The sequence below is a fragment of the Salinicola sp. RZ23 genome (genome assembly GCF_003206675.1).
Taxonomy (GTDB): Bacteria; Pseudomonadota; Gammaproteobacteria; order Pseudomonadales; family Halomonadaceae; genus Salinicola; species Salinicola endophyticus.
In genome coordinates, this window is sequence record NZ_PZJK01000001.1 from 214,216 (window position 1) to 229,274 (window position 15,059).

The following is a 15,059-nucleotide window of genomic DNA, read 5'->3' on the forward strand; positions in this document are numbered from 1 at the left end:
CATCACATCCTGAAGACGCCGAAACGCGTCTCTTCGATTTCGGCGTTGAGAGCCGCGGAGAGTGCCAGGCCGATCACATCCCGGGTCTGCAATGGATCTATCACGCCGTCGTCCCACAGCCGGGCGCTGGCGTAGTACGGGTGCCCCTGGCGCTCGTACTGTTCGCGAATCGGCGCCTTGAAGGCGGCTTCCTCGTCTTCCGGCCAGCCGCTGCCGTCGCGCTCCATCTGCTCCCGTTTCACCTGCGCCAGCACGTTGGCGGCCTGCTCGCCGCCCATCACCGAGATGCGCGCGTTGGGCCACATGAACAGCAGGTTGGGGTCATAGGCGCGGCCGCACATGCCGTAGTTGCCGGCGCCGAAGCTGCCGCCGATCATCACGGTGAACTTGGGTACCTTGGCACAGGCCACGGCGGTGACCAGCTTGGCGCCGTGCTTGGCGATGCCCTCCTGCTCGTACTTCGAGCCGACCATGAAGCCGGTGATGTTCTGTAGAAAGATCAGCGGGATCTGGCGCTGGGCACAGAGTTCGATGAAGTGCGCGCCCTTCTGCGCGGACTCCGAGAACAGCACCCCGTTGTTGGCGACGATACCCACCGGGTGGCCGCACCAGTGGGCGAAGCCGGTGACCAGGGTATCGCCGTAATAGCGCTTGAACTCGTCGAAGTCGGAGTCGTCCACCAGCCGCCCGATCACCTCGCGCACGTCATACGGCTTGCGCAGGTCGGTGCCGACGATACCGTAGAGCTCCGAAGAGTCGAGCCGCGGCGGGCGTGATTCGCGCAGCGCCAGCTCGCCGCGCTTGCGCCAGTTGAGCCGGGAGACCGCGCGGCGGGCGAGCTGCAGCGCATGGGCGTCGTTCTCGGCATAGTGGTCGACCACGCCGCTGATCTTTGCGTGCACGTCCGCGCCACCGAGATCCTCGGCGCTGATGGTCTCGCCGGTGGCGGCCTTCACCAGCGGTGGGCCGCCGAGAAAGATGGTGCCCTGGTTGCGCACGATGATCGATTCATCGGCCATCGCCGGCACGTAGGCGCCGCCGGCGGTGCACGAGCCCATCACCACTGCGATCTGCGGGATGCCCGCGGCGGAGAGCGTGGCCTGGTTGTAGAAGATGCGGCCGAAGTCGTCGTGGTCGGGGAAGACCTCGTCCTGCGCCGGCAGGTAGGCGCCGCCGGAGTCGACCAGATAGAGGCAGGGCAGGCGGTGCTTGCGGGCGATCTCCTGGGCGCGCAGGTGCTTCTTCACCGTCAGCGGGAAGTAGGTGCCGCCCTTGACCGTGGCGTCGTTGGCGACGATCACGCACTCCACGCCGCTGACCCGGCCGATGCCGGCGACCACCCCGGCGGCGGGCACCGGAGTGTCGTAGACCTCGTGGGCCGCCAGCGCGCCGATCTCGAGAAAGGCCGCGCCCTCGTCGAGCAGCTGGTCGATACGCTCGCGCACGAACAGCTTGCCGCGGGACTCGTGCCGGGCGCGCGCCTTGTCGCCGCCGCCCCGGGCGATCTCGGCGCTCAGCGCGTGGAGTTTGTCGACCTCCGCCCGCAGCGCCTGGGCATTGGCCTGAAAGGCCTCGGCACGTGGGTTGATCTGGCTACTCAGTATGGCCATGCGACCCTCCTACGCGGACTCCGAGAACAATTCCCGGCCAATCAACATGCGCCGAATCTCGCTGGTGCCGGCGCCGATCTCGTAGAGCTTGGCGTCGCGCAGCAGCCGCCCGGTGGGGTACTCGTTGATATAGCCGTTGCCGCCGAGCAGCTGGATGGCATCCAGCGCCATCTGGGTCGCCTTCTCGGCACAGTAGAGGATCACCCCGGCAGCATCCTTGCGGCTGGTTCGGCCGCGGTCGCAGGCGCCGGCCACGGCGTAGAGATAGGCGCGGCAGGCATTGAGCGTGGTGTACATGTCGGCGAGCTTGCCCTGGATCAGCTGGAACTCGCCGATCGCCTGACCGAACTGCTTGCGCTCATGGACGTAGGGCACCACCACGTCCAGACACGCCTGCATGATCCCGATCGGGCCGGCGGCGAGCACCGTGCGCTCGTAGTCGAGCCCGCTCATCAGCACGCGCACGCCGCGGTTCTTCTCGCCCAGCACGTTCTCCGCCGGTACCTGGCAATCCTCGAATACCAGCTCGCAGGTGTTGGAGCCGCGCATGCCCAGCTTGTCGAGCTTCTGCGCGGTGGAGAAACCGGCGAACCCCTTCTCGATCAGAAAGGCGGTGATGCCCTTGGCGCCGGCCTCCGGGTCGGTCTTGGCGTAGACCACCAGCACGTCGGCGTCGGGGCCGTTGGTGATCCACATCTTGTTGCCGTTGAGCACGTAGTGATCGCCGTGTCTGTCGGCGCGCAGACTCATCGAGACCACGTCCGAGCCGGCGCCGGGCTCGGACATCGCCAGCGCCCCGACGTGCTCGCCGCTGATCAGCCCGGGCAGGTACTTGGCCTTCTGCTCGGCCGTGGCGTTGAGCTTGATCTGGTTGACGCAGAGATTGGCATGGGCGCCGTAGGAGAGCCCCACCGAGGCGCTGGCTCGGGAGATCTCCTCCATGGCGATACAGTGGGCCAGGTAGCCCATGCCGCTGCCGCCGTCGTCTTCGCTGACGGTGATACCGAGCAGGCCCATGTCGCCGAACTTCTGCCACAGGTCCGCGGGGAAGGCGTTGTCGTGGTCGATCTGGGCCGCGCGCGGGGCGATCTCGTCCCGGGCGAAGGCGTTGACCTGCTCGCGCAGCATGTTCAGTTCGTCGTCGAGGCCGAAATCGAGCTCGGTGTAGGGGGCGTGCATCGGATGATCCTCCGCTGTCGATGGGCGAGAACGCGGGGGCGCGGGCGCATGGGGCTCGCAGGTGTTCTCGACTTTATACGTTGACGTTAACGTCAATTAGCGGGTAGAGCCAGAGGCCCTCGACCATGGTCTAGGACCGTCGCACCTTCTCAGGACTGCCCCCCGAGCTCGACGGGACGAATGCCGCTCCACGCCTCCTGCAGCGACTGTGCCGCCATCGGTCCCGTTCTCTCGAGACGTCTTACCTTTACTTTTACTGTCGCGACATCAACGTGTCACGAAGGTGCAGACATTTCTGAGCTTCGTGGCGCGTTGGATAACGATTTTCAGCGCCAGGCGTCAGCCGGCTTTTGGAAGGAGGCTGGCTTTAACCAGGATGATCTTTTACCAAGCCTCTTAGATAGCTGAAGAAAATGGCCAGTGCCGTGCCTATACAGGATTCACCAAATCTCAACGAGGCGTTCAACGTGCTATCAAGATTGGGGTTGGCAGCCTCCGTGACCATGATGACTGCAACGGTAATACAGGCGAGTCGGGCATGATCCGGAATATTTGTCATTTGGCAGACCCATGCCGTGAGCAAAATGGTCAGGCCAAAGCCATAGAGCGTGAAGTCGAAAAAGTACAGATATATGGCACAGAAGATGGCGCCGATGGCAGTGCCAACGACACGCAGCGAGGCGGAGGATATCGACTCTTTCGGGCTGGCCTGAAACACGACGATGCCTGAAATAGCCGACCACAGACCGCCAATCTCAGCCGAGGGCGCATGAAACCAGCCAGTGATATGAGAGCCTATGGCGTAAGCAAGGCAGGCAGTCAAAGCCAACGGCAGTGAGAACAGCATGCTTTGCTCAAGAGGAGCCCAAGGTCTTTTCATGGAGTGTTCCAAGGCGCTAAGAGGCTATAGGTTTTAATGCCGTTGTCTTCGGCTGATGGATCTCTCTCGATATATGGAGAGTGCGCGAAAATGAGTGTGAAGAACGCGTTCGGGATCCGAGAAAATCTCCACCTTCCTTGTCGTTTTCAACTAGGGGTTAGCGGATGTTCCCCGACAACGCTGGATCCATTATAGGGGGCGCCCTGCGCTAGCCCAAGGCAAAACCTTTCGGCGACAGACCCGGTGGACGTCAACCTGTCATAGCATCAAGCCGCCATGCGGTAGCGTGGCGGCGGTCGTACTCGGGCCCCGCTGTCAGCGGGGCGCCGGGGTGGGCATCGTTCCTCGGCTCAGAAACTTCCGAACAGGGTGCCCAGGGTGATCACCGCGACCAGCGTGATCATCGGCACCACGATGGTGACCATGGCGATGTTGGGGTAGGCCTGGCGGTGGGTGAGGCCGCAGATCGCCAGCAGCGTGATCACCGCGCCGGAGTGGGGCAGGGTATCCATGCCGCCGGCGGCGATGGTGGCGACCCGGTGCATCAGCTCGGGATTGAGCCCAGCGGCGTTGGCCATGCGCAGATAGTCGTCGCCGAGCACGCTGAGGGCGATGCTCATGCCGCCGGAGGAGGAGCCGGTGACCGCCGCCAGTACGTTCATCGACACCGCCTCTGAGATCAGCGGATTGCCCGGCGCCAGGCTCAGCACCGCATCGCGGATGATGACGAAGCCGGCGAGGCTGGCGATCACCGCGCCGTAGCCGACCTCGGAAGCGGTGTTGAACACCGGCAGCATCGAGCCGAAGCAGCCCTTGTTGATGGTGCCCTTGAGATCCGCCCAGTGGCGCCAGCGGCTGATGACCAGCCAGGCGCAGGAGATCAGCAGTGCGATGATGATCGCCCACAGCCCGAGCATGGCGCTGGGGTCGAGCGTGCCGAAGCGCGCTTCCGGTAGCCCGGAGAAGTCGAGACTCGGCAGAATCCAGTAGGTCAGCAGGCCATTGAGCAGAATCACCATCACCAGCGGGGTGAAGGCGGCCAGGGTGCTGATCTCCGGTATGCTGGCCGCGGCGTCGAGGGGCTCGATCTTCTCATCCGGGTGCTGGCCGTAGCCCTCGCCCCGGCGTGTCGCCCGGCTCACCCGTGACTGCAGCCACCAGGTACCCAGCCCCAGCATCATCGCCCCGGCGATGATGCCGAGCCCTGGCGCGGCGAAGCTGGTGGTGTGGAAGAACGGAATCGGGATCGCGTTCTGGATCGCCGGCGTACCGGGGAGCGCGGTCATGGTGAAGGTGAACGAGCCCAGGGCGATGGCACCGGGGATCAGCCGCTTGGGCGTGCCGGTCTCGCGGAACAGCGCCGCACCGATGGGGAAGACCGCGAACGCCACCACGAATAGCGATACGCCGCCATAGGTGAGAATGGCGCAGGCCAGTACCACGGTCAGCACCACGTGGCGGGTGCCGAGGCGCTTGATGATCCAGCGCGCGATGGCGTGCGCGGCGCCGGAGTCGGCCATCAGCTGGCCGAACAGCGCGCCCAGAATGAACAGAGGGAAGAACTTGATCAGGTAGCCGCCGAGCGCCTTCATGAAGGTGTCGGTGTAGATCGGCAGCAGCAGCCCGCCATCACCGGAGAGCAGTACCGCCAGCGATGCCATCAGCGGCGCCAGCAGCAGCACGGTGATGCCGCGATAGGCGAGCACGATCAGCAGGATCAGCGAGACGACGATAGCCAGGGTACTCATGGCGCCAGGCCCTTGTGTCGGGGGCTCGTGGCGCAGACACGCCGGAGCCGCGTTGTTGTGATTGTGAGCGTTGTCAGCGGTGCGGAAGACTCGCGTGGCGCGATGCCGCACGGGACGACATGACGATAGAGATGGATTAACGTTGACGTCAACGTGGCGCTGCGCCAACTAGCCGAAAGGGGGAGACTCCCCGCTGCCCCTATCTGTCGATCAAGGAGACCATCGATGTCGATCTGGAAACGTTCCGCTTCCCTGGAGACCCTCGCCGCCCAGTGCCAGCAGACGCTGGTGGCGCATATCGGGATCGAGTTCACCGAGCTGGGTGACGACTGCCTGCGCGGGCGCATGCCGGTGGATGCGCGCACCCATCAGCCCTATGGCCTGCTCCACGGCGGCGCCTCGGTGGTGCTGGCGGAGACGCTGGGCAGCATTGCGGCGAACCTGTGTCTGGCCGACGAGAGCAAGATGGCGGTGGGGATGGAGATCAACGCCAACCACGTGCGCGCGGTGCGCCAGGGCTGGGTCGAGGGGTGTGCCCGGCCGCTGCATCTGGGCAGTACCACTCAGCTGTGGGAGATCCGTATCGAGGACGAGCGCGGCCGGCTGGTGTGCGTGTCGCGGTTGACCATGGCGGTGGTCAAGGCGGCCTGACAGGGGCCGCCTCGGCATCGGTTTTCAGGGCGCCAGTTCGTCGCTCATCGCCTGGCGCATACGGAATTTCTGCACCTTGCCGCTGACGGTCATCGGGAAGTCGTCGACGAACTTCACGTAGCGCGGAATCTTGTGGTGGGCGATGCGCTCGCGACAGTAGGCGCGCACGCCCTCCTCGTCGAGCTCTGCGCCCTCCACCAGGCGAATCCAGACCGCCACCGCCTCGCCGTAGTGGTCGTCCGGCACGCCGAACACCTGGGCATCGGAGATCGCCGGGTGGGTGTAGAGAAACTCCTCGATCTCGCGCGGATAGAGGTTCTCGCCGCCGCGGATGATCATGTCCTTGATGCGCCCGGTGATCGCCACATAGCCCGCATCGTCCATCATCGCCAGATCGCCACTGTGCATCCAGCCGTGGGTGTCGATCGCCTGGCGGGTGGCGGTGTCGTTGTCCCAGTAGCCCTGCATCACGCTGTAGCCGCGGGTGCAGAGTTCGCCGCTGGTGCCGCGCGGGAGCACCTGGCCGCTGGCCGGGTCGATGATCTTCACCTCCAGGTGGGGGTGAATGGTGCCGACGGTGGCCACGCGCTTCTCCAGTGGCGCGTCGGTGCGCGTCTGCAGGCTCACCGGGCTGGTCTCGGTCATGCCGTAGGCGATGGTGACCTCTTCCATGTGCATGCGCTCGATCACCCGTTTCATCACCTCCACCGGGCAGTTGGAGCCGGCCATGATGCCGGTGCGCAGGCTGGAGAGATCGAAGTTGGCGAACTCGGGGTGTTCGAGCTCGGCGATGAACATGGTGGGCACGCCGTAGAGGGCGTCGGCGCGTTCCGCTTCCACCGCACGCAGGGTGGCTGCCGGGTCGAAGGCGGCGTTGGGGTAGATCATGGTGGCGCGGTGGGTGAGACACGCCAGGTTGCCCATCACCATGCCGAAGCAGTGGTAGAGCGGCACCGGGATCACCACGCGTTCCGCGGGCTGCAGGTTCATGCCGGCGCCGACGAAGTAGCCGTTGTTGAGAATGTTGTGGTGGGTCAGCGTCACCCCCTTGGGTGCGCCGGTGGTGCCGGAGGTGTACTGGATATTGATCGGGTCGTCGAACTGCAGTTCGGCCTGCAGTGCCGCCAGCCGTTCGGTGGGTACTGGCTCGGCAATGGCGTGCAGCTCGTTCCAGTGCCACATGCCCGGGGTGGCGAGCTCGGGGTCGAGACATACCACCTGCCTGAGCTGGGGCAGGCTGGCGCAGTCGAGCCGACGTTGCTCGTTGTGGGGGGCCGGGGTGTCGCGCAGTTCCGGGGCGAGCTGACAGAGGATATCGACGTAGTGGGAGCGGATCTCACCACCGGCGCGGTGGGCGCCCTGCAGTACCAGTACCGAGAGCCCCGACTGCAGCAGCGCGTGCTCCAGCTCGCGTGCGCGGTAGGCCGGGTTGAGATTGACCAGGATCGCGCCGATCTTGGCGCTTGCCAGCTGGGTGAGCGCCCACTCCGCACAGTTGAGTGACCAGATACCGACCCGGTCGCCAAGCTCCACTCCCATCGCCAGCAGGGCACGGGCGATGCGGTCGGCCTCCGCGCGCAGTTCGGCGTAGGTGTAGCGCAGGTTCTGGTGGCAGCTCACCAGCGCCTCGCGCTCCGGGCAGGCAGCGGCGGCGGCATCGAGGCAGTCGCCGATGGTCAGCCCCAGCAGTGGCTGCTCGCTGATGCCGCTGACGTAGCTGGGCGCTGGGGCTTGAGCATGGGCCGAGGCGCCCGGGTCGTGGCTGTGCATCTCTCTTCCTCTCTTCTTGTCGTTGTCCTGAACGGCCGCGCTTTTCAGGCCGCGCCTAGCGCAGCCGTTCGATACCTACCGCCGTCGCCTCACCGCCGCCGATACAGATCGCGGCGACGCCCCGGGTCATCCCATGGTGGGTGAGCGCGTTGAGCAGCGTGACCAGAATGCGCGCGCCGGAGGCGCCGATCGGGTGGCCCAGGGCGCAGGCGCCGCCGTGCACGTTGACCCGCTCGTGGTCGAGATCGAGTTCGTGCATGGCCGCCATCGCCACCACGGCGAAGGCTTCGTTGATCTCGTAGAGATCGACGCTCTCCCGCGACCAGCCGAGCCGCTCATACAGCTTGCGCACGGCGTGGATCGGCGCCACCGGGAAGTCGCCCGGGCGCATGGCGTGGCTGGCGTGGCCGTGGAGACGCGCCAGCGGGGTCAGCCCCTGGCGTTCGGCCTCGCGCTGGCGCATCAGCACCAGCGCCGCGGCGCCGTCGGAGATCGAACTCGAGTTGGCGGCGGTGACACTGCCGCCCTCGCGAAAGGCGGGCTTGAGCTGAGGGATACGCTCGAGATTGGCCTTGTGCGGCTGTTCGTCCTGGTCGACCCGGTGGGTGTCGCGGCCGGCGGGGGCGTCGAGGGCGACGATCTCATCCCGAAAGACGCCACTCTCGATCGCCTGGCGGGCGCGGGTCAGCGAGGCGATGGCGTAGGCGTCCTGGGCCTCGCGGCTGAAGCCGAAGGCCTGGGCGCAATCCTCGGCATAGGTGCCCATCAGCCGCCCCGGCTCGTAGGCGTCCTCGAGCCCGTCGAGGAACATGTGATCGAGCACCTGGGCATGCCCCATGCGCAGCCCGGCGCGCGCCTTGGGCAGCAGATAGGGGGCGTTGCTCATGCTCTCCATGCCGCCGGCGATGGCGTGGGCGGCGTGACCCAGCGAGAGGGTATCGAACGCCTGCATCACCGCCTTCATGCCGGAGCCGCACATCTTGTTGACGGTGGTGCAGGGCGTCGACTCGGCCAGGCCCGCGCCGAGTGCTGCCTGGCGCGCCGGCGCCTGGCCCAGCCCAGCGGGGAGCACGCAGCCCATGATCAGTTCGTCGAGGCTGTCGGGCGCCAGGCTGGCTTGTTCGAGGGCGCCGCGAATCGCCGCTGCGCCCAGCTGCGGGCAGGCAAGCCCGCCCAAGGCGCCTTGAAAAGCGCCCATCGGCGTGCGCTTGGCGCCGACGATGACGATCGGGTCCGGGGTGTTCATAGTCGGCTCTCCCATACTGGTGAGGGATCGATACTCAGTCGTTTTTCATCGCGCACTCATGCGGATGGCGCCATCCAGACGTATCACCTCGCCATTGAGATAGCGGTTCTCGAGGATCTGGCAGGCGAGCGCGGCGTACTCCTCGGCGTGGCCCATGCGCGGCGGGAACGGCACCTTGGCGTTGAGGCTCTCGCGCACCTCCTCGGGCATGCCCTGCATCATGGCGGTGTCGAAGATGCCGGGGGCGATCGCCATCACCCGGATGCCCGAGCTGGCCAGTTCGCGGGCGGCGGGCAGGGTCAGGCCGACCACGCCGGCCTTGGAGGCGGCATAGGCGGCCTGGCCGATCTGGCCCTCGTAGGCCGCCACCGAGGCGGTGTTGATCACCACCCCGCGCTCGCCGTCGTCCTCCGTCGCCGGGTTCTCCTGCATCGCCGCCACCGCCAGACGTAGCATGTTGAAGGTGCCGATCAGGTTGATGTCGACCACCCGGCGAAAGCGTTCGAGGTCGTGCACGCCGCGCTTGCCGTGGATCTTTTCCGCGGGTGCTACCCCGGCGCAGTTGATCAGCCCATGGAGGGCGCCGAAGTGTTCGCGGGTGGCGGCGATCACTCGCTCGGCATCCGCCGCCTGGGTGACATCGGCGGTCACCGCCAGGGCGTTCGCCCCCAGGGACTCGGCGTGGGTCCGCGCCGCTGTCTCGTCGTGGTCGGCCAGGGTCACGCGGGCGCCGGCCGCCACCAGCCGCTGGGCGGTGGCGGCGCCCAGGCCGGAGCCGCCGCCGGTGACGATGAAGGTGTGGTCGGCCAGTTGCATGCGTAAAGCTCCTTAGTGACTTTTTTTCAAACCCTAGCGTGGCGGTGAACGCGCCGCGGGGCAGGGTCAGGGGGGGCTGGGCGGCTGGCGCAGTTCGGGAAAGTCGCTCTCGCGGTACTCGTCCTGGGCGCCATTCGGGTCGGCGGCGGCGGTCGCGGCATGGGCGCGCAGCTCGACCCGGCGGATCTTGCCGGAGATGGTCTTGGGCAGTTCGAAGAACTCCAGCCGGCGAATGCGCTGGTAGGGCGCCAGCCGGGCGGCGGCGAAGCGCAGGATCGAGAGCGCGGTATCGCGGTCGGGTTCGAAGCCCTGGCGCAGGGTCAGATACGCCTTGGGCACGTTGAGGCGCAGCTCATCGGGGGCCGGTACCACGGCGGCCTCGGCGACTGCTTCATGCTCGATCAGCAGCGACTCCAGCTCGAACGGGCTGATGCGGTAGTCGGAGCTCTTGAACACGTCGTCGGCGCGGCCGATGTACCAGTAGTAGCCATCGGCGTCGCGGCGGGCGACATCGCCGGTGCGGTAGTAGCCCTCGTCGAGCACCTGGCGCATGCGCGCGGCGTCGTCGCGATACTCCTGCATCAGGCCCACCGGGCGCTCGTCGAGGCGGATGGCGATCTCGCCCTCGTCACGCTCCTGGCCGTCGGCATCGAGCAGCGCGATGCGATATCCCGGTAGTGGCCGCCCCATCGAGCCGGCGCGCATCGGCTGCCCCGGCGGGTTGCCGATCTGGGCGGTGGTCTCGGTCTGGCCGTAGCCGTCGCGAATCTCCAGGTTCCAGGCTCGCCGTACCCGCTCGATCACCTCCGGGTTGAGCGGCTCGCCGGCGCCGACCAGGGCACGCAGCCGGGTCCGGTAGCTGGCCAGATCCTCCTGGATCAGATGCCGCCACACCGTCGGCGGGGCACATAGGGTGGTGACACCGTAGCTTGCGATGGCGTCCAGGGTCGCTGCGGCGGAGAAGCGCGCGGCGCGGTAGACGAAGATGGTGCAGCCGGCGTTCCAGGGCGCGAAGACATTGGACCAGGCGTGCTTGGCCCAGCCCGGTGAGCTGATGTTGTAGTGGATATCGTCCGGGCGCAGGCCGATCCAGTAGAGGGTCGAGAGCGACCCCAGCGGATAGCTCTGATGGGTGTGTACCACCAGCTTGGGCCGCGAGGTGGTGCCGGAGGTGAAGTAGAGCAGCAGCTGCTCGTCGGCCCGGGTCGAGGCGTCCGGGGTGAAGCTGTCATCGGCGCCGAAGGCGTCGTCGTAGGCCTGCCAGCCGGGTACCGCATCGCCCACGGCGATCCGCGTCAGGCTGGGGTCGAGCCCGTCGAACTTGGCCGTATGGGTCTGGCCCACCACCAGGTGGCGGATATTGCCGCGCTGCAGGCGGTCGGGCAGATCTTGCGCCGCCAGCAGGGTGGTCGCCGGCACCACCACCGCGCCGAGCTTGATCGCCGCGAGCAGGGTCTCCCACAGCTCGACCACGTTATCCAGCATCAGCAGCAGGGCGTCGCCACGCTTCACCCCCTGGGCGCGCAGATGATTGGCGAGCTGATTGGAGCGCCGGCGCATGTCGTCGAACGAGCGTTTGAGCTCGCCGCCCGCTTCGTCCACCAGCCACAGCGCGGTGCGGGTATTGCCCTCAGCCTGGGCATCGAAGACATCCAGCGCCCAGTTGAAGTGGGTCAGACGCGGCCAGCGGAAATCCTGGTAGGCGCGGCTGTAGTTCTCGCGCTGGGCGAGCAGGAAGTCGCGGGCGGCGAAGAACTCGGCGGTGGCGGACATGGCGTGTGGCTCTCCTGGTGGTGGCCCGGGCGCGGGGCCGTAGGCGCGTGCGAGCGGGGCCTAGTCGGCCACGTGGTCGTGGAGCTCGCGCAGCGGGTGCGATTGCCGCGGCCACGCTGGGGCGAGGCAGGCCTCGAGGTCGGCTGCCGGCACCGCGCCGTGGGTGTGGCGCCAGGCCGGCGCATGGTCCTTGTCGATCAGCAGCGCACGCACCCCCTCGGCGATATCGCCGTGGGTAGCGCAGGCCAGCGATAGGTCGAGCTCGCTGCGCAGCGCTTCGGCCAGCGAGACGCGCCGGCAGCGCGCCAGCTGGCGCAGGATCAGCCGCGCCGAGAGCGGTGAGCCGGCGGCCAGGCTGCGCGCGGCGCGGGCGATCCAGGCGTCGTCGCTGTCGCTGGCGGCGATGATCGCGGCGATCAGTGCGTCGTCGCTGTCGGCGTCGGTCAGCGCGGCGATCGCCTGCTGCCGCGGGGCGACCTCGGCGGGCGGGGCGAGCTCGCGGCTCGCCTCGGCGTGGGTGCGCAGCACCCGTTCGAGGGCCGAGCGCGGCTGGGACCAGTCGGCATTGAGCAGATCGTCGATCACCGCGTCGCGGCGTTCGGCGGCGATCAGGCGGTCGGCGAGACCGACGAACAGGGCGTCGCTGGCGTTGAGGCGGGCACCGGTCAGGCCGAGGAAGGTGCCACTGGCCCCCGGCATGCGGTTCAGGAACCAGCTCGCGCCCACGTCCGGGTAGAGGCCGATGGTGATCTCCGGCATGGCCAGCATCGAGCGCGGTGTCACCACCCGATGCGAGGCGCCGGCCAGCAGCCCCATGCCGCCGCCCATGACGATGCCGTCGCCCCAGGCGACGATCGGCTTGGGATAGGTGTGGAGGGCGTGGTCGAGGCGATACTCGTGGGTGAAGTAGCGCGCCACGGCACCATCCGCGGCCTCGGGGTCACGGCCGGTGTGGCCTTCGGCGATGGCGCGATAGAGGGCGACCACGTCGCCGCCGGCGCAGAACGCCTTGTCGCCGGCACCCTCCAGCCACAGTGCGACTATCTCGGCGTCCTCGGCCCACGCGCCGATCTGCGCCTGGATGGCATCGATCATCTCCAGCGACAGCGCATTGAGGCTCTTGGGGGCATCGAGGGTGATGCGCCCGAGGCGGTGGCCGTCGGCGGTGGCCAGGGTGTCGAACTGCACGGGCGCGCTCATGCCTGATCTCCGTCGTGGGTGTCGTCGGTCGTGTCCTCGCGCCAGCGCGGCGGGCGCTTGTCGAGGAAGGCGCCGATGCCTTCCCCCGGGGCGGCGGTGTCGAACAGCTCCAGGAACAGCTCACGTTCCATGCGGTAGCCGTGGGGCAGGCCCTGGTCGCGGGCGTTCATGATCAAGCGCTTGCAGCGCGCCAACGCGTCCGGGCTCTGGCCGTCGCTCTGCTCGGCCAGGGTAAGCGCGGTGGGCAGTGCCTGGCCGGCGTCGACCAGCTCCTCGACCAGGCCGATACCCAGCGCGCGCTCGGCGTCGATGCGCTCTCCGCACAGGATGATGCGCTTGGCCCAGCCTTCGCCGACCAGCCACGGCAGGTGCTGGGTGCCGCCGGCGCAGGGCAGCAGCCCCACCTTGGCTTCGGGCAGCGCCAGCTTCGCCTGGCGTTCGGCGATACGGATATCGCAGGCCAGTGCGCACTCCAGCCCACCGCCCATGGCGTAGCCGTTGATCGCGGCGATGGTGACCCCGGGGTAGGCGCTCAGGGTCTCGAAGGCGCGCCCGAAGCGGGTCGCCATCTCCAGCGCGGTGGCCTTGCCCTCGGTGAAGCGCTTGAGGTCGGCCCCGGCGGAGAAGAACTTGTCGCCGGCACCGGTGATGACCAGCGCCGGTGGCTGGGGCTCGGCCGCCAGCGCGTCGAGATGGTCGGCGAGTGCCGCCAGCGAGCCTTCGTGCCAGGTGTTGGCGGGCGGGTTGTCGATGGTCAGCACGGCGATGGCGCCGCGGCGCTCCAGGCGCAGGCCGTCGGCCGACGCTGTCTCTTGCGACGTCGCGTCCGGTTGGGGAGCGGCGTTGTGATCGGTCATATCAGGGTCTCCAGGTCGTCCTTGTCGAGCAGGCGGCGGGCGATCACCAGACGCATGATCTCGTTGGTGCCCTCGAGAATCTGGTGTACCCGACAGTCGCGAACATGACGCTCCAGCGGGTAGTCGCGCAAGTAGCCGTAGCCGCCGTGGAGCTGCAGGGCCTCGTTGCAGATGGCGAAGCCCTGGTCGGTGGCGAAGCGCTTGGCCATGGCGCAGTAGAGCGTGGCGTCGGGGTCGCCACGGTCGAGCTTGCTCGCCGCCAGGCGCACCATCTGGCGCGCCGCGACGAGCTGGGTGGCCATGTCGGCGAGCTTGAACTGCAGTGCCTGGAAACTGGCTAGCGGCCGCCCGAACTGCTCGCGCTCGTTCAGGTAGCGGTGGGCGGTGGTGAGCGCGGCCTGGGCGGTGCCCACCGAGCAGGTGGCGATATTGATGCGCCCGCCGTCGAGGGCACGCATGGCGATACGGAAGCCTTCGCCCTCTTCGCCGAGGCGGTGGTCTGCCGGCACGCGCACGCCGTCGAAGCTGATCGCGCGGGTGGGCTGGCTGTTCCAGCCCATCTTCGCCTCCTTCTTGCCGTAGTCGATGCCCGGCGTGTCCGCCGGCACGGCGAAGGCGGAGATGCCGCCGGCGCCGCTGTCCGGTGCCCCGGTGCGGGCCATCACCACCAGCAGCTGGGTGTCGCCGGCACCGGAGATGAACATCTTGTTGCCGTCGATCACGTAGGCATCGCCGTCGCGGCGCGCCCGGGTGCGCAACGAGGCGGCATCGGAGCCGGCATTGGGCTCGGTGAGACAGTAGGAGCCGAGCTTCTCACCGCTCAGCATGGCCGGCAGCCAGGCCTCGCGCAGGGCCTCGTTGGCGTAGCTGGCGAGAATCCAGTTGACCATGTTGTGGATGGTCAGAAAGGCGGTGGTGGAGGTGCAGCCCTGGGCCAGCTCCTCGATGATCAGGGTCGCATCGAGGCGGCTCAGGCCCAGCCCGCCGGCGGCTTCCGGGGTGTAGAGACCGCAGAAGCCAAGGTCTCCGGCCTGGCGCAGGATATCCACCGGAAAGACGCTGTTGGCGTCCCATTCGGCGGCGTTGGGCGCCAGTTCGCGCTGGGCGAACTGGCGTGCCGCATCCCGGTAGGCCTGCTGGTCGGCGTCGAGTTCGAAGTCCATGAGCGGTCGACACTCCTCGTCTGGGAAAAGCCTCTCTTCTGGAAAAGCCTCTCGTCGGGAAACCCCTCATAGCGAGAGGGCGCACGCGCCTGACCGGGTAGGTCGGGCGCAGCATGGCTCTCTGTTCTAGCGACGCTGCGTCGCGCAGGACAATAGGACCTAGTGC

12 protein-coding genes are annotated in these 15,059 nt (G+C 67.6%); 1 reads left to right on the top strand and 11 read right to left on the bottom strand.

Going from position 1 to position 15,059, the window contains the following annotated elements:
• Positions 1–2: 2 nt before the first annotated feature.
• The 4 genes from DOM67_RS00925 to DOM67_RS00940 form a co-directional block, all read right to left on the bottom strand.
• Positions 3–1,610, bottom strand: a complete 1,608-nt coding sequence (locus DOM67_RS00925) for a carboxyl transferase domain-containing protein (RefSeq protein WP_110673794.1) — start codon at positions 1,608–1,610, stop codon at positions 3–5.
• Between the two features lie 9 nt (positions 1,611–1,619).
• The gene (locus DOM67_RS00930) at positions 1,620–2,789 is read right to left on the bottom strand and encodes an isovaleryl-CoA dehydrogenase (RefSeq protein ID WP_110673795.1); all 1,170 of its coding nucleotides are present in this window, start codon (positions 2,787–2,789) and stop codon (positions 1,620–1,622) included.
• Positions 2,790–3,156: 367 nt separating this feature from the next.
• Complete coding sequence (locus DOM67_RS00935) at positions 3,157–3,636, bottom strand: FUSC family protein (protein WP_157958760.1); 480 nt, start codon at positions 3,634–3,636, stop codon at positions 3,157–3,159.
• 383 nt (positions 3,637–4,019) lie between these two features.
• Positions 4,020–5,417 carry a GntP family permease gene (locus DOM67_RS00940; protein WP_110673797.1) on the bottom strand — a complete coding sequence of 466 codons (1,398 nt, stop codon included), beginning with the start codon at positions 5,415–5,417 and terminating at the stop codon, positions 4,020–4,022.
• A gap of 225 nt (positions 5,418–5,642) precedes the next feature.
• Here DOM67_RS00940 and DOM67_RS00945 point away from each other — a divergent pair, with 225 nt between their 5' ends.
• A complete protein-coding gene (locus tag DOM67_RS00945) occupies positions 5,643–6,068 on the top strand; it encodes a hotdog fold thioesterase (protein WP_110673798.1) in 426 nt (141 codons plus the stop codon).
• A 24-nt stretch (positions 6,069–6,092) separates the two neighbouring features.
• On the opposite strand, the gene DOM67_RS00950 is transcribed toward DOM67_RS00945, so the two are convergent.
• From DOM67_RS00950 to DOM67_RS00980, 7 genes are all read right to left on the bottom strand, one after another.
• Positions 6,093–7,838 carry an AMP-binding protein gene (locus tag DOM67_RS00950; RefSeq protein ID WP_110673799.1) on the bottom strand — a complete coding sequence of 582 codons (1,746 nt, stop codon included), beginning with the start codon at positions 7,836–7,838 and terminating at the stop codon, positions 6,093–6,095.
• A gap of 55 nt (positions 7,839–7,893) precedes the next feature.
• Positions 7,894–9,084 carry an acetyl-CoA C-acyltransferase gene (locus tag DOM67_RS00955; protein ID WP_110673800.1) on the bottom strand — a complete coding sequence of 397 codons (1,191 nt, stop codon included), beginning with the start codon at positions 9,082–9,084 and terminating at the stop codon, positions 7,894–7,896.
• 45 nt (positions 9,085–9,129) lie between these two features.
• Positions 9,130–9,900 carry an SDR family NAD(P)-dependent oxidoreductase gene (locus DOM67_RS00960; protein WP_110673801.1) on the bottom strand — a complete coding sequence of 257 codons (771 nt, stop codon included), beginning with the start codon at positions 9,898–9,900 and terminating at the stop codon, positions 9,130–9,132.
• 66 nt (positions 9,901–9,966) lie between these two features.
• Positions 9,967–11,673, bottom strand: coding sequence for an AMP-binding protein (locus tag DOM67_RS00965; protein ID WP_110673802.1), 1,707 nt, complete (start codon positions 11,671–11,673; stop codon positions 9,967–9,969).
• A gap of 60 nt (positions 11,674–11,733) precedes the next feature.
• Positions 11,734–12,873 carry an enoyl-CoA hydratase/isomerase family protein gene (locus tag DOM67_RS00970; protein ID WP_110673803.1) on the bottom strand — a complete coding sequence of 380 codons (1,140 nt, stop codon included), beginning with the start codon at positions 12,871–12,873 and terminating at the stop codon, positions 11,734–11,736.
• Positions 12,870–13,730, bottom strand: a complete 861-nt coding sequence (locus DOM67_RS00975) for an enoyl-CoA hydratase (RefSeq protein ID WP_110673804.1) — start codon at positions 13,728–13,730, stop codon at positions 12,870–12,872. The genes DOM67_RS00970 and DOM67_RS00975 overlap by 4 nt, the downstream gene beginning before the upstream one ends.
• The gene (locus tag DOM67_RS00980; RefSeq protein WP_110673805.1) at positions 13,727–14,893 is read right to left on the bottom strand and encodes an acyl-CoA dehydrogenase family protein; all 1,167 of its coding nucleotides are present in this window, start codon (positions 14,891–14,893) and stop codon (positions 13,727–13,729) included. The genes DOM67_RS00975 and DOM67_RS00980 overlap by 4 nt, the downstream gene beginning before the upstream one ends.
• Between the last annotated feature and the right edge of the window lie 166 nt (positions 14,894–15,059).